The 15,092-nt window shown below is 57.1% G+C and carries 12 protein-coding genes, 1 tRNA gene and 1 pseudogene; 8 read left to right on the forward strand and 6 right to left on the reverse strand.

Annotated features, from left to right (window positions below):
* Positions 1 to 191: 191 nt before the first annotated feature.
* The 4 genes from clpX to A0U92_RS11290 all read right to left on the reverse strand — a co-directional run bounded on the left by clpX (position 192) and on the right by A0U92_RS11290 (position 4,010).
* The gene (gene clpX, locus A0U92_RS11275) at positions 192 to 1,457 is read right to left on the reverse strand and encodes an ATP-dependent Clp protease ATP-binding subunit ClpX (protein ID WP_077813309.1); all 1,266 of its coding nucleotides are present in this window, start codon (positions 1,455 to 1,457) and stop codon (positions 192 to 194) included.
* A 123-nt stretch (positions 1,458 to 1,580) separates the two neighbouring features.
* Positions 1,581 to 2,219 carry an ATP-dependent Clp endopeptidase proteolytic subunit ClpP gene (clpP, locus tag A0U92_RS11280; RefSeq protein WP_077813310.1) on the reverse strand — a complete coding sequence of 213 codons (639 nt, stop codon included), beginning with the start codon at positions 2,217 to 2,219 and terminating at the stop codon, positions 1,581 to 1,583.
* A gap of 257 nt (positions 2,220 to 2,476) precedes the next feature.
* Positions 2,477 to 3,808 (reverse strand): trigger factor, encoded by a 1,332-nt coding sequence (tig, locus tag A0U92_RS11285; protein ID WP_077813311.1) that lies wholly within the window; start codon positions 3,806 to 3,808, stop codon positions 2,477 to 2,479.
* Positions 3,809 to 3,925: 117 nt separating this feature from the next.
* A tRNA-Leu gene (locus tag A0U92_RS11290) sits at positions 3,926 to 4,010 on the reverse strand.
* On the opposite strand from A0U92_RS11290, the gene A0U92_RS18005 reads away from it, so the two are divergent.
* Complete coding sequence (locus tag A0U92_RS18005; RefSeq protein ID WP_149026454.1) at positions 3,985 to 4,185, forward strand: hypothetical protein; 201 nt, start codon at positions 3,985 to 3,987, stop codon at positions 4,183 to 4,185. The genes A0U92_RS11290 and A0U92_RS18005 overlap by 26 nt on opposite strands.
* On the opposite strand, the gene A0U92_RS11295 is transcribed toward A0U92_RS18005, so the two are convergent.
* Positions 4,170 to 5,603: an NAD(P)H-hydrate dehydratase gene (locus A0U92_RS11295; RefSeq protein ID WP_077813312.1), complete on the reverse strand. Its 1,434-nt coding sequence runs from the start codon at positions 5,601 to 5,603 to the stop codon at positions 4,170 to 4,172. The genes A0U92_RS18005 and A0U92_RS11295 overlap by 16 nt on opposite strands.
* Positions 5,604 to 5,743: 140 nt before the next feature.
* Between A0U92_RS11295 and A0U92_RS11300 the strand changes: the two genes are divergently transcribed.
* From A0U92_RS11300 to A0U92_RS11320, 5 genes are all read left to right on the forward strand, one after another.
* A complete protein-coding gene (locus tag A0U92_RS11300; RefSeq protein ID WP_187668754.1) occupies positions 5,744 to 6,193 on the forward strand; it encodes a hypothetical protein in 450 nt (149 codons plus the stop codon).
* Positions 6,194 to 6,366: 173 nt separating this feature from the next.
* A complete protein-coding gene (locus A0U92_RS11305) occupies positions 6,367 to 8,583 on the forward strand; it encodes a DEAD/DEAH box helicase (protein WP_077813314.1) in 2,217 nt (738 codons plus the stop codon).
* Complete coding sequence (locus A0U92_RS11310) at positions 8,567 to 9,934, forward strand: class I SAM-dependent RNA methyltransferase (RefSeq protein ID WP_077813315.1); 1,368 nt, start codon at positions 8,567 to 8,569, stop codon at positions 9,932 to 9,934. Before A0U92_RS11305 ends, A0U92_RS11310 begins: the two co-directional genes overlap by 17 nt.
* A 222-nt stretch (positions 9,935 to 10,156) precedes the next feature.
* Entirely contained in the window at positions 10,157 to 10,471 is a 315-nt protein-coding gene (locus A0U92_RS11315; protein ID WP_077813316.1) for a hypothetical protein, read from the forward strand.
* Between the two features lie 169 nt (positions 10,472 to 10,640).
* Positions 10,641 to 11,969, forward strand: coding sequence for a hypothetical protein (locus A0U92_RS11320; protein WP_077813317.1), 1,329 nt, complete (start codon positions 10,641 to 10,643; stop codon positions 11,967 to 11,969).
* Between the two features lie 438 nt (positions 11,970 to 12,407).
* Here A0U92_RS11320 and A0U92_RS11325 read toward each other — a convergent pair.
* A pseudogene (locus tag A0U92_RS11325) lies at positions 12,408 to 12,652 on the reverse strand (transposase); the annotation flags it as partial.
* A 116-nt stretch (positions 12,653 to 12,768) separates the two neighbouring features.
* Here A0U92_RS11325 and A0U92_RS11330 point away from each other — a divergent pair.
* A complete protein-coding gene (locus A0U92_RS11330; RefSeq protein WP_077813319.1) occupies positions 12,769 to 14,001 on the forward strand; it encodes a multidrug effflux MFS transporter in 1,233 nt (410 codons plus the stop codon).
* Positions 14,002 to 14,127: 126 nt separating this feature from the next.
* Entirely contained in the window at positions 14,128 to 14,829 is a 702-nt protein-coding gene (locus A0U92_RS11335) for a hypothetical protein (protein WP_077813320.1), read from the forward strand.
* Positions 14,830 to 15,092: the final 263 nt, after the last annotated feature.

Here is a 15,092-nt window from a genome sequence, read left to right on the forward strand (position 1 = left end):
GCACCCTATCGCCCATCCGCCCCGGCAGTGGGTGGATTCTCCGTATAACGTCTTCTGACGATGATCCGGAGTGGTCGTTGATACTGATGAATATCGGGATGCTTTTCGGCACTATCAAGAGCCGTTTGCCTGAATCAGGTTGCCCGGCCTGAACAGGGCAACCTGAACGTCATGCCTTTGTGCGAAAGCAGTCAGGCTGACTGCTCCGCAGGCGTGCCTTTGGCCTTGCCGTAAACAAACACCGGAGAGGCTTTTCCTTCAGCCACATCCCTGTTCACGACAACCTCGTCCACATTTTCCAGCCCCGGAAGCTCGAACATCGTGGTCAGCAGAATGCTTTCCATGATGGAACGCAGGCCACGGGCGCCAGTCTTTCGTTCAATGGCACGATGCGCAATCGTCTTGAGCGCATCCTCCGTAAAGGTGAGTTTCACATCTTCCATCTGAAACAGCTTGCCATACTGCTTGACCAGCGCGTTCTTCGGCTCAGACAGAATCTGAACGAGTGCTGTCTCATCCAGATCGCCCAGAGTAGCCACAACCGGCAGACGGCCGATAAATTCCGGGATCAGACCGAACTTGATCAGATCCTCCGGCTCAACACTTTTCAGAATCTCACCTGTCCGGCGATCTTCAGGGGCCTGTACATCGGCCCCAAAGCCGATACCAGAGCCTTTACCGCGTGCCGAGATGACTTTCTCCAGACCGGCAAACGCGCCACCACAGATGAAGAGCATGTTTGTCGTATCAACCTGCAGGAATTCCTGCTGCGGATGTTTGCGACCGCCCTGAGGCGGAACGGACGCAACGGTGCCTTCCATCAGCTTCAGAAGCGCCTGCTGAACGCCTTCGCCACTGACATCACGGGTGATCGACGGATTATCCGACTTACGGGAAATCTTGTCGATTTCGTCGATATAGACAATCCCGCGTTGAGCCCGCTCGACATTGTAGTCTGCGGCCTGCAGCAGCTTGAGAATGATGTTCTCGACATCCTCACCAACATAACCCGCTTCGGTCAGGGTGGTGGCGTCCGCCATCGTGAACGGCACATCAATGATGCGCGCCAGCGTCTGCGCCAGCAGCGTTTTACCCGAACCCGTTGGCCCGATCAGAAGAATGTTCGACTTCGAAATTTCGACGTCATTATTCTTCTGGGCGTAAGCGAGGCGCTTGTAGTGGTTGTGCACCGCAACAGAGAGCACCTTTTTCGCGTCGAACTGACCGATGACATAATCATCGAGAATCTTGCAGATCTCTTTTGGAGTCGGCACGCCATCACGAGACTTCACCAGAGTCGTCTTGTGCTCTTCGCGGATGATATCCATGCAGAGTTCAACGCACTCGTCGCAGATGAACACTGTCGGCCCCGCAATCAGCTTGCGGACCTCATGCTGTGACTTTCCGCAGAACGAGCAATACAGCGTGTTCTTGGAATCGCCGGACTTTGCGTTCATCTGCAGTCCCCTAATCTTGGCTCCATCCGGAGCCGCCCGGCCATATTACCGGGCAAAGCGAAAATCGTAACCGGACCAGCAAGACGCATCAAGTGATAGTCAGGCATGACGGTGTCTGAAGGCTCAGGCCTTCTCTCCGGTCTGAGCCGGATGTTTCTTGATAACTTCATCCACAATCCCGAAGGCTTTCGCCTCGTCAGCGGACATGTAGCTGTCACGCTCAAGCTTCTGCTCGATATCTTCAAGCGTCTGACCTGTATGTTCACGGTAAATCTCGTTGAGACGCTGACGAATCGTGAGAATCTCACGCGCCTGAATCTCGATGTCACTGGCCTGACCCTGCGCGCCACCTGACGGCTGGTGAACCATCACGCGAGCATTCGGCAACGCAAACCGCTTGCCCTCAGCACCACCCGCCAGGAGCAGCGATCCCATGGATGCAGCCTGACCGATGCAGACCGTACTGACCGGGCTGCGGATATACTGCATGGTGTCATAGATCGCGAGACCTGCCGACACCACTCCGCCCGGACTGTTGATGTAAAAGGAGATTTCCTTGTTCGGGTTCACACTCTCCAGATAGAGAAGCTGCGCCGAAATGACGGAAGCCACCTGATCGTAAACCGGCCCGGTGAGAAAGATGATCCGTTCCTGCAGAAGACGCGAATAGATATCGAACGCACGCTCCCCGCGGGAAGTCTGCTCGACCACCATCGGCACAAGAGCGTTATTAAAAATCTCTACGGGGTTCGAATCCCTCATCACATCATTCCCGACTTATATGCCGTTACGCCGTATATCCTGCCCCGTCCCCTGCCGACCGGACAGGACAGGTTCAAACCCAGACAGAACGCCCGGTCTGCTTAAGATAGAGATAATCAGACCCGGCGCCACCCCATTGGGTGAAAATCCTGCATTTCCGACTCATCATCGCAACAGGTCACACACACAAACGGCACTTTCCTCCCGAAAAGAAGAAAGTGCCGTGTTATCACTTACCGCAAGAACAGCAGAGATTATCAGACGTTGGCCGCTGGCATATCCGCCAGCTCTTCCGGCGTCACATCCTTGTCTTCGACCTTCGCCAGTTCGATGATGTAGTCGATCACCTTGTTTTCAAAGATCGGACCACGAAGGGACTCGGCAGCCTGCGGATTCTTCATGAAGAAGTCGAACACCGCCTGCTCCTGGCCACGATACCGCATGGCTTCGGCACGGATGGCACGGGCCATCTCGTCCTGCGTGACACTGATGCCCTTCGCACGACCGATCTCGGCAAGCAGCAGGCCAAGCTTGACGCGACGCTCGGCGATCTTGCGATAATCAGCCTTGAGTGTGTCCTCGTCCTTGCCCAGATCTTCCTCATCAAGCTCGCCAGACTGACGGTCAGATTCCACACGCGCCCAGATCTGGTTGAATTCTGCCTCAACCATGCTTTCCGGAGCCTGGAAATCTGTCTTCTCAGCCAGCTTGTCCAGAAGGTCGCGCTTCAGACGCAGACGGGAAAGCTGCTCGTACTCATCCTCAACCTGCTTCGTGATCACTTCACGGATCTTGTCGAGATTCTCGAAGCCGATCTTCTTCGCAAGGTCGTCATTGAGCTCAACTTCGAGCGGCTTCTTGAGTTCTTTTGCCTTGATGTCGAAAGTCGCGACCTGACCGGCCAGCTCCTTCGCATTGTAGTCCTCGGGGAAGGTCACCGTGATGATCTTCTCTTCACCCGGCTTCATGCCCTCGAGCTGCTCGGCGAAACCGGGGATAAACCCTTCGCCGCCGATCTCGACGCTCACATCGTCCGCTGTACCGCCTTCGAAGGGAACGCCATCGCGCTTACCGACGAAATCGACCACCAGAGCATCACCCTGAGCAGCCGGACGGTCCTCTTCAACAGCCACAAAATCACGCTGACGCTTCGCGATGTCGTTGAGGGCCTTGTCCACGGTTTCCGCATCAGGCGTCGCCTTCAGGCGGACAAGAGACACGTCGGACAGGTCCGGCTCCTTGATTTCAGGGAGAACTTCAGTCTCGACCTTCAGTTCAAGATCACCCTTGCCGTCACCACCGGAAACAACATCAACCTTGGGCTGCTGCGCCGGACGGAGGTTACGCTCCTCAAAGAGATTACGCAGCGCGTCATTAACGGTCTGCTCCAGCACTTCACCCTTTACGGATTCGCCGAAACGCTGACGGATAACGGAAAGCGGCACCTTACCCGGACGGAAGCCCGGAAGATTGGCTGAAGCACCGACTTCCTTGAGGCGCGCCTCTTGCTTCTTCTCGAGTTCGGCCGACGGAACGACCACGGTGAAGGCGTGCTTCAGGCCTTCGGAAAGCGTCTCAGTAACCTGCATATGCCCAGGCCATCCTCTCGTACGAACTCTTCAATACACAGCGATCTCCATCGATCGCCAAAACTCTTCCGGCAGAATAAATGGGGTGCAAACCCAGCCTTGCCTTTATGGCAGGGCTGGTACGGGTGGAGGGACTTGAACCCCCACGACTCTCGCCACCAGAACCTAAATCTGGCGTGTCTACCAATTCCACCACACCCGCGTGGCCAGTCAGCGCAACCCACAACGCCGAGGGCGCACCGATTACCCCAGTCTCAACCTTACGGCAAGGTCACTCCGACACGCTTCCTGCATTAAAGATGACTTCGGATCGTCCGGACCCCGACTTCACCGGCATGTCACGGAATGGCGCCCGCAGTTTTCACTTCTCAAACTGAAGCCGCGTCGCCCTGTCCCTCGCCGCGCCGAGATGCATGTCCAGATCCTCCGCGATGAGCCAGTCTCCGGCCTGCAAAGCGGCCTCACCATGCAGCCACACGCCGGCGCAGGCCGCCTCCCAGGGCTCCATGCCTGCCGCCAGCAGGGCTCCGATGACGCCCGTCAGCGTATCACCCGAGCCTGCCGTGCCGAGAGCCGATGTCGCGTGTATGTTCAGCGCCATCCTCCCGTCCGGTGATGCGATGATGCTGGTCGCCCCCTTCAGGACCACCACCGCATTCACTTTTTTGGCCGCAGCCCGGACCGCAGCCGGAGGATCTGCTTCCGGAGCGCCGAAAACCCGGGCGAATTCTCCGGCATGAGGCGTCAGAACAGCCGCGCCCCGCAGCCGCTCCGGCGCACCAGCAGCCCATGAAAATGCTCCCGCATCGGCAAGAATCTGTCGATCCGCCGCAACCAGTCGCGGAAAAACCTGCTCCACCTCTTCAGGCAAAAGACCGGGCCCGCAGATCCACGTCCGACGCCGATGATCTTTCAGCAGATCCGCAAGAGGCTCCTCGTCGATGATCAACCCCGGCTCGCCCAACCGGAACGCGGGAGCGGCCTTTCCTGCCGCAATCCGCACGAGCCCTGCGCCCGTACGGCGCGCAGAGGTCGCCGCCAGCCTCGCCGCGCCCGGCATGGCCTCACCCGCACAGAGACTGACGACCCCGCGAGAGTATTTATGAGCTTCAAGACCGAGCACAGGGAGTTTCCACAGTCCCGGTTCGTTCCGCCACGTGGTGACAGCGACATCCTTCAGCGTTGCGGCGGAAATCCCGATATCCCTTACCTCGAACTGCCCGAGATACTGACGCCCCGGCAGGAGAAGATGTCCCGGTTTGGCGCGGAAAAATGTCACGGTCAGGTCAGCCGGGCGCGCATAACCGCGAATCTGCCCGGTTGCTCCATCAATGCCGCTTGGCATGTCGATTGCGACGACACGCTTTGCGGCGGCCAGCACGGACGGCACGGGTTCCTGTATATCACGACTGAGACCAGCCCCGAATACGGCGTCAATCACCAGATCGACCCGGGCGGCTTCTTCAGGAGCAAACGGCACATGCGGGCCGTGAAATCTTGCCGCCACCGACGCGGCATCACTCCCCGGACGCGGCTCCACCAGCGCAGCAACGGCAACAGGCCATCCCATATCGGCAAGATAGCGGGCCGCAACATAACCATCTCCTCCGTTATTGCCGGGACCACACAGGACCAGCACACGGCAGGGTTTCGTAAAACGCCTGACGGTATGCGCCACCGCCCGCCCGGCGTTCTCCATCAGGGTCGTTACAGGAATGAAACGGGATGCAATGTGATCAATACTGCCCATCTCATCAGGAGAGAGGATGGCGAATCTGTCGGGCTGGCCAGACATGGCGAGTGCCTCCGTAAAATAGTGCTGCGGGATGCTCCCGCCTGAAAACAGCTCTTCCGCAAACAGTCAGCCTTGCGTTCGAGGCTCTGATTGGCGACACAGCTTACGACCGTACAGCCGATCTGTCCGATGGAGTTCGCATGCCACATATTCTCTGGAGTCTTGTTCTGACACTGCACATCGCCGGAATGGCCGTGTGGGTAGGAGGCGCGACCTATGCCGTGGCAGTCCTGCGTCCGAGCCTTTCCCTGCTCGACAAAGCCCAGCGCAGCGCCGTTCACCTGCTGACACTGAAGCGTTTTCTGCGGGTGATCTGGCATATCATGCCAATTGTGCTGGTTACCGGCTGGCTCATGATCTTTCATGAGGGTGGCTTTGCGGTGATTCCCTGGACCACCAACGTCATGCAGATTCTCGGCCTGATCATGGCGGGCCTGTTCCTGCGTGTTTTTTATGGTCCGTATCAGAAAGCCCGGCGCGCCATCCGTCCGCAGCCGCAGACGTTCGATTCCATTCGCAGCCTGATGCTTGGCGTCATCGCCTGTGGCGTGCTCGCCATTCTGTGCGCCTCAATAGGGCATGGTCTTTAAACTTTCATGAGAGCCTGATGGATATTCTGCAGAAAAACCTCCTCGATCAGTTCGTAGATAAAACGACTGACGCTTGATTTTTCATGCAGGACGGCCTACCGACAGGCACCGGTTTTTTCCGTATCCTTCTGTGCGCCCCGCCTTCGAGGCGGCTGACCTAATCTGAGAGCGACTTGAGCCCCAAAGCTTCCGACACGACCGAGAAAAAGCCGCGTACAGCGGCCTCCCGCACTCGCACCCGCAAGGCCGCGACGACCAGCGACGCGATGACGACAGAGTCTGCCGCCGTCACGGCTGAAGCCTCGACGACGCCTGCTCCGAAGCGAGCGACGACGCGACGGAAGAAACCGCTCGAAGAAACAGTCGCTACAGAAGTGACTCCTGTGACTGAATCCGAAGCTCCGAAAAAGGCCACACGGACACGTCGGACAAAGGCTGAGCCTGCTGAAACTGAAGTTGCGGTCGCAACGGATGATACCCTGGAAGCCAGACCTGCCGCGAAAGCGCCACGCCGCACGATGCGTAAAAAGGCTGAACCTGTCGTAGCGGATAAAAAGGAAGCCGTGCCGACAGAAGCCGACGCCGAGGAAACACCAGTCAAAAAGCCGCGCACGCGCAAAGCCGCTGTTGCGAAAAGTGCGGACACGGAGACCTCCCCGGCGCCGGCAACCAAAAAACCGACGCGCCGTCGCAGCACCAAGACGGAAGTCAAATCTGTAGATGAGGCTGCTGTCGAAGATACAACGGAAGCTCGGCCACTTCATGTCGGCGGGGCTCTGGACGGTACCGTCGAACCGAACACCGAGATTCATCCGCCTGCGGCTCCTGCTTCTGTTGCAGAGCCTGCGCAAAAAGATGTCCCCGAGGAAAGTGCTCAGGTAACGTTTGCTGATCTGGGACTTTCCGAGCCGATCCTTCGCGCCGTGACGGAGATGGGTTACGTCCATCCGACTCCGATTCAGGAACAGGCCATTCCTTCCGTTCTGCATGGACAGGATGTTCTGGGAGTCGCCCAGACCGGCACAGGCAAGACAGCCTCCTTCACGCTTCCCATGCTGGAGATTCTCTCCGGTTCCCGCGCCCGCGCCCGGATGCCACGCTCGCTCATTCTTGAGCCGACACGCGAACTGGCGCTTCAGGTCGCCGAAAATTTTGTCAATTACGGCAAGCATCTGAAGCTGACCCACGCGCTTCTGATCGGCGGCGAAAGCATGGCCGATCAGAAAGAGGTTCTGAACAAGGGCGTGGACGTACTGATCGCCACCCCCGGCCGCCTGCTTGATCTGTTCGAACGCGGCGGCCTGCTGCTGACGCAGACGCGGATTCTCGTGATTGATGAAGCCGACCGCATGCTCGACATGGGCTTCATTCCCGACATTGAGCGAATCGTCGGTTTTCTGCCGATGAATCGGCAGACGCTGTTCTTTTCCGCAACGATGGCGCCTGAAATCCGTCGCCTCGCCGACGCGTTCCTGCAGTCGCCCAAGCAGATAACGGTCAGCCGCCCTTCGACTGTCGCGACGACCATTGAAACGGGTCTGATCGTTGTTGATGAGGACGACAAGCGGAAGGTTCTGCGCAGGCTGCTGCGGGCTGAAAACCTTCAGAACGCGATCGTTTTCTGTAATCGCAAGCGTGATGTTGACGTTCTGCTCAAGTCACTTCTGAAGCATGGTTTCTCAGCGGGCGCTCTGCACGGCGATCTGCCGCAGTCGGTCCGTTTCCAGACTCTGGAAAAATTCAAGTCCGGCGAACTGAAGATTCTGGTCTGCTCGGATGTCGCCGCACGCGGTATTGATATCGGTGGGCTGTCTCACGTCTTCAATTTCGATCTTCCCTTCCATGCCGAGGACTATGTTCATCGCATCGGTCGTACGGGACGCGCGGGGAAGGAAGGCAAGGCCTACAGTCTGGCGACACCTTACGACCGTAAATTTGCGGAAGCGATTGAAACGCTGACTGGCAAGCCCATTCCCCGTCTGGAACGTGATGACATCACGCAGCTTGACTGGGCCAGCGATGAAGAATCACGAGGCAGTCGGGGCAGGAAAAAGCGCAACGGTCGCGGTCCGGAACGTGAACGCGATAACGAGCGTCCAAGGCAGTCGGAAGCGCCGGCCCGCAAAAAGGAAGTTGAGAAGAAACCGGCCACGCCTGTTGAGGCTGCGCCCCATGCAGAGGCACGTGAGGATCGTCGTGGAACACGGGATCGCAACGATCGTAATGACCGCAACCGGCGGGATGATAACCGTCGTCGCGGCTCTGAAATTGCCGATGCGCCAGGCGAGAATGTTCTCGGCTTCGGGACGGATGTTCCAAACTTCATGAAGCTTCCCCGGCGTGTGCCGGTCGCAATCGAGGCAACGGTCGAGGATGGCACGGAAAGCTGAAGGGAGAGGCCGTCGTCGGCCCCACTCCCGTCAGCCTCCCACTCCCGCCATTGACCCGACGCCGCGACGCTATCGTATTGAAGCGCTTGGCGTCAGTGGTGATGGCATTGGCCGCCTGACGGATGCAGGAGCGCAACAGGCCGCTCCTGTCTTCATTCCCTATACGGCACCCGGCGATGAAGTTCTTGCCCGCAGCACGGGCAAAGATCGGGCGTCGATTCTGGAAATCTGCTCCTCTGCGCCTGAGCGTGTCACACCCCCCTGCTCCCTGTTCGAAACCTGTGGCGGATGCTCTCTTCAGCACCTGTCAGCAGAATGGATACTGGAGTGGAAAACGGCCGAGGTCGTAACAGGATTACACCGGGCGGGCGCGGTTGACCTTCCGCCGGCGGCCTCGTTTCAGACCCCACCCGCCACACGTCGGCGCGCCGATCTTGCTGCAAGACGCAAGCATGATGGCGTCATTCTGGGGCTGCATCGACGCGCTGGCAATGTCGTCGATCTGACGGAATGCTCCCTGCTGCATCCGGATATTGTCAGCCTTCTCCCCGTCCTTCGCACAGTTCTTGAGCGTCTGGATCTTTTTCGCAGGGAGGCGGATCTGGTCATCAACCTCTTCGATTCAGGACCGGATCTTCTGCTGGCATCGGATGGGCTACCCAGCACGGGCGACCGCACAAAACTCGCCGCATTTTGTAAGACTCACCGCATTTCCCGCCTGTGCTGGAAGCAGAAAGACTCGCAGGAGAACCCGGAAACCCTCGTGCAGTTGACCCCCTCTGTCGTCACATTCGATCGTGTGGAGATAGAACCGCCCTCCGGCGCCTTTCTTCAGGCGAGTCGTGAGGGTGAAACAGCGATCCGCACCGCCGTTCTCGATGCTCTTCCGCCCTCGAAAGGTCGGAAAGCAAAAATAATCGAGCTTTATGCAGGCTGCGGCACTCTGACTTTTGGTCTGGCCACCCATGCCCGTGTTGAAGCCTATGAAGGGCATCCCGGAGCGGTGGAAGCCCTCGCGCGCGCAGCTGCGGGACACAATGTCACAGCCCATCTCAGAGACCTGAACCGGCAGCCTGTGGAAGCAAAGGAGATGGCTTCCTCTCTGGCCGTAGTTCTTGACCCGCCGCATTCCGGCGCGGGTTTGCAGATGGACGGGATTCTTGAGGCCCGACCTGGGGTCATTATCTATGTCAGTTGCAATCCGCGCACGCTCTACCGGGATACCGGACGTCTTCTGAAAGCCGGTTACCAGATCGACGCCCTGACGATCATTGACCAGTTTCTCTGGTCAGCAGAAACAGAGGTCGTATGCCGCTTCTCCCGCAAAGCGCAGAAAACCCATAACAAGTAATAAATGTACATATTTATATAATAAGTAATTACAGTACACATATAGACTTCATTATTAACGGTTTTTTTTCAAAAACAATGCCAATTACTATTTCCATAAAGCTTCCCAAACAGTTGAGATAAAGTTACTGTGGCAAGAAGAGAAGCCGCTGAGTTTCTCACATACAGCTCTTTTATATGAAAAGAGCATTTATCAAACGTGTTATTGTGGAGGAATTTTGCCATGCGTGAACTCACGGTTTCCGAACTGAATGAAATTTCCGGCGGCGCCGGCCTGAACTCCCTGATCGGCAATGCCCTGATCGGTGCAGCCAACACCTTTAATTCTTTTCTTGATGCAATCGGACCTATTGGCGTGGCCCTCACCTATGCTGGCGGTCCTGTCGTAGGGGCGCTTCATGAATTCAACGATTATGTTGTCTATGAAGGCTCAAAAGCCATTGATACCGTTGGGCAGGCTCTCGGCGGCACACTGACCCCGGACTATCACTATAAGAACGAATGGCAGGGCAATGGCGCTCTGAGCAAGTACTTCTGATTCAGAAGAAGTCGTTTCCCTGCTGAACAAGCAGCAAACCAAACCGGGCTGTATTACCGCATGATACAACCCGGACAAAACATGCAAATAAAAACAAGTAAAATGATGAATTTCATTTTTCTTTTACTGAAACCATTCTGCAGCGCAGAAATTTTTCCTGGATGAGAAAATGCTGGAGTCTTCTTCACCTCTGACTCTGACTGAAGAGCAGATTGAAAAGCTTCGTACTGATACGGATAACGGTACGGCCAATCCTCTGAAGGGTTATCAGGACATGATAATCTTTCTTGATGCGGCAAATGCTGCAGGCACCGATACGCTCGATGATGCAAGCCAGTTCTGGTATCAGCAGGCAATCACCATCAACGGTAACGATCCTACCAGCTTCGGCAATATCTTCATCCACGCTGCGACAGCTTACGGAGCAGCCTGGGACGGAAAAACCGTTGATTTCCAGTCTTTGTCCAACAAGATCGGCCTCGCCGTCATCAACGGCACCCTGGAAACCGGCACGCTGCAAAGCATCAATTCGATGCTGGAAGACGATATCGGAACGTCACTTTCCTACGGTGGCATGACAGTTGGCGGTTGGGGCGGTTCCTTCTACTACTGGAATACCCCTTTTGAAGGAACGGAAACCGTGGGTCAGGCCATCATGGCCGATCCTGAGCAGTACGATAAATTCATTGCGACAACAGCCAACGCCATTGTTGTCACAGGGAATACCGCGATTCAAGAACTCGGGCTGAGTTTCAATTCCGGCTCGATCACCAATGAAGTTGATCAGTTTCTGAACATTCTTCAGGTTGGCGTGCCCACCATTGTCGATTCAGGCGTGCAGACAAGCGTCAAGGCAGAAGTGATAGCCCGTGCTTTTGAAGAAGACGTTCTTGGACAGAGCGCTGCGGGTAACCCGGATCTGATCAACGGCTATCAGTACGTTGGCAAAAGCTGGTTCAATAGCAGTGGATGGGTGGCTACAGCCAATGCCGGCATCAGTTCGGTCAATGTCACTGACATCAGGGAGCTCAATACCCTGCGCACCACGCGCCTTGAGGAGCAGGACACCAGATCTGGTGATGCCGTCACCAATATTTACTCCGCCCTCGCCAAGGCTGCCAACGCCGGAATTACCGGCAGCATGACGCTCCCCTCCGAGCTTCAGCTTCCGGCTGGGTCAACGCTGACAGCAGGTGACCTGACGGCTTCAAAGGTTACGTTGAATCTGCCTGCTCTTCCGACAGATCTGGTCACAGCGACCATCAAGGACGTGCTGGCAGACATCGCTCCTGCGATTTCTGCTGACTTTCTCGCGCCAGTCGTCTCCATTGTCGGGACAGGCCTTACGGATGCCCTGAATTTTGCCGGTAATATCCTGACCGATCTGACGAGAGGTTCCTCCTCCACATCGTCTTACGGCGCAGGCCTCTCCAGCGCGCAGACGACTCACGTTGCCCCGAGCAGCCATCATAATCCGTTTGCATCGCTGTTTGCATGATCAGAACTGCCCTGCCTTTCAATAAAAAGCAGGGCGATTTGCTCTTGCGGCTGCTATGCCTGCGGCAACAGGAAACACTGTTCCACGACAACGGATTTACGTGGAGCAACAAGAACTACAGATGTCGCCCTTTCAAGAGGACGACATCGTCCGAAGCTTTCTGAAGAAAGCTTCATCAAAAAATTCTTCACAATATGCCGGACGTTTCACGATTAGAAACTCCGTAATCGTTCCGGACAACTGCCTGCAGACAGCGTCACATACCATGACGAAACGCTATCTGCTGTGAAGGTGCAGGGCTGGAAAAACCATTGATTACTTCTTCTTTTGCCTGATGTTTGCTCTTCATTTTAAGCAGAATAATGGTTGTGTGGTCTGGATTGCTACGAAGCGGCGTTAATCCGCTCCGGGAGGAGAAAGCGGCGCATCTTATAGACGATAACCGGCGTTCCGCAGGGTCGTGTCAAAGCGATCAAACAGTGTTTCAGTCGCTCCCGTCCGGGTCAGACGCTCGCGAAACAACCAGACCGTTCTGGCGTCAGGCACGCGATCTGAAAGCCTCGGACCACAGAAGCGTATGAAGGACAGGCGGTCGTTGATCAGATATTCCGTCCGTTCGCCGGACAGCTGTTCAGCGTCTGGATGATCAGGATTTTGAACATCAGCACTGGATCAAACGTCGGACAGACCGGACAGAAAATTTATTCCACCAGACGCAGACCGGCATTTCCAATTCGGCATGGACAGTTCCCCCGCAAGACGGCATAGCCGTTCCTCCTTTTGCGGGCGGGTTTCAGGCATGGCAGGCAAGATGTCAGTAGAGACGATGCAGGCCAGTCAACGTCTGCCTTTTTATCTTGTGGCCATGCTGGGACTGATTACAGCGCTGGGCCCCCTGTCCACCGACATGTATCTGCCCGCCTTCCCGATTCTCGATCAGGAACTGGGTGGCGGACCCGGCTCGGCCCAGTTCACACTTGCGACATGGTTCATCGGACTGGCGGTCGGACAGTTTTCCTGCGGCCCCCTGTCAGACCGTTTTGGCCGACGCGGCCCCCTTGTCGTGGGACTGGCGCTCTACACACTGGCTTCGACCGGCTGTGCGATGACATCCGACTATCGTCTTTTCTGCCTGTTTCGCTTCCTGGCCGCTCTTGGCGGCTCGGGCGGAGCGGTCATTCCCAGAGCCATGATCCGCGATGTCGCAACCGGCAAGGCGGGAGCGCATATCATGACCCAGCTGACACTGGTCTTTGGAGTCATGCCAATCCTCGCCCCCTCGATCGGTGGCCTGATTCTGGAATTCTCGACGTGGCGCTGGATGTTCTGGGTGGCAGCGCTTTACGGCGTGGCGGGCATTGCGGGCGTCTGGTTCGTGCTGCCTGAAACACTCCCGCTCTCCCGCCGTCTTCGCCTGCCAGTCAGCACCATTCTGACACGCTATCTGTTCATTGTGCGGGAACCGCATTTCTTCCTGAACGCCCTCATCGCCAGCGCCTCGACCTTCGTCATGTTCGCCTATCTCGGTGGCGCGCCGGTGGTGTTCGAACATCTGATGGGATTTTCCCCCCGCAACTTCGCCATTTTCTTCGGCGTCAACGCAGCCATCTTCATTCTGTGCACCCAGATCAGCGGACGACTGGTGCATCGCGTGCGCCTTGAAACGCTGATGCAGTTCGGCATCGGATGGTGCGCCTTTGCCGGGACCATGAACGTCCTGCTGACCACCACTCACGTCATCACAGCCCAGACTCCTGTTCTTGTTATCATGATGATCATGTTCATGACCGGTTCGCTCGGATTTATCGGAGCCAACGCGACAGTGCTCGCCTTTCACCATCACGGTGCTCATGCGGGAAGCGCTTCCGCCCTGCTGGGGACGATGCAGTTCAGCATCGGCGCCGTCAGTGGCCTGATGATGGGCTACATGCCGACGGATTCGATCATTCCGACAGCCTGCGTGATGGCGGTCGGTGCGCTGATGATGCTGATCGCGAACATCTTCCGCCCGTCACACGGCGCGGAGACGTAACCGCTCGCTCGCCATTCCCGCACCTTTTTGCTAGACAGGCCATCCCTTGTCGCGAACGCCCCTCCTGCTGTCGCGTTATGAGGTCTGATCGCTCCGGCCACTTCCGGGTCGTAAGCGAAAAGGATGATGATGACACACAACACACGGACATCGGCATTGGCTTCAGACCGAACAGCCTGTGAGGCCGCCATCGCGGGCCTGCGCAACTCCCTCGACACGGCAGAGCGTTCGACGACACCGTTCCGCCACTGGACGTTGTCGGACGTCCTGCCGCAGGAAGCGTGCGAGGCTCTGGTGGCGTGGGAGCCGGAAGGCAGCGCTGTCGCCGGAGACACCGGCGGTCGCCGTGAAACACGCAACGGTTCGCGTGTTTTCGTGGAACCGGAAGCACGGGCGCGGGACCCACGGCTGGATGTGCTGGCCCATATGTTCGACAGTCCCGAAGGACGCGCTGCGGTGGAAGCACTTTGCGGCACGAAGCTCGATCACACGGCGCTCCGGCTTGAGCTCAGCCTGGATACGGACGGTTTCTGGCTGGAACCGCATACCGATATTGGCGCAAAAAAGCTGACGCTTCTCATCCCCCTGTCCATTCATGATGATGCGGAACAGTGGGGCACGGACCTGATGAACGCAGAGGGTAAAACAGTCGTTCGCAGCAGTGGCCGCTTCAATACCGGCACTCTGTTTGTGCCGGGAGACGATACCTGGCACGGCTTCCAGAAACGGCCCATCAACGGCCTGCGACGAGGGCTGATCGTCAATTTCGTTGATTCAAGCTGGCGTGCGACTCAGGAACTGGCTTTCGGCCCTGCCGCATTAAAATAAGACCATCTGACCAGTAAAGCGGGGAGCATCCATCGTGGAAGGCGCTGGAGGCCAGAGCAGACAGTTTTCGGAGGGACGCCTTCAGCCCAACAGCAGCCTTTCAGACCTGTCGACCAACGTCCGTGAGCCGGCAGTTTTTCTGCCACACCTCTCTCTGAAACGCCTCCTTTCAGACCTTTCAGAGAGATAAACGGCCTTGGCAAACCGGGACGAACGCCTTACCCGGACACTTCAAATCATGGACAGCCCGCGAGAAAGCGCCC

Source organism: Acetobacter aceti (assembly GCF_002005445.1).
Taxonomy (GTDB): domain Bacteria; phylum Pseudomonadota; class Alphaproteobacteria; order Acetobacterales; family Acetobacteraceae; genus Acetobacter; species Acetobacter aceti_B.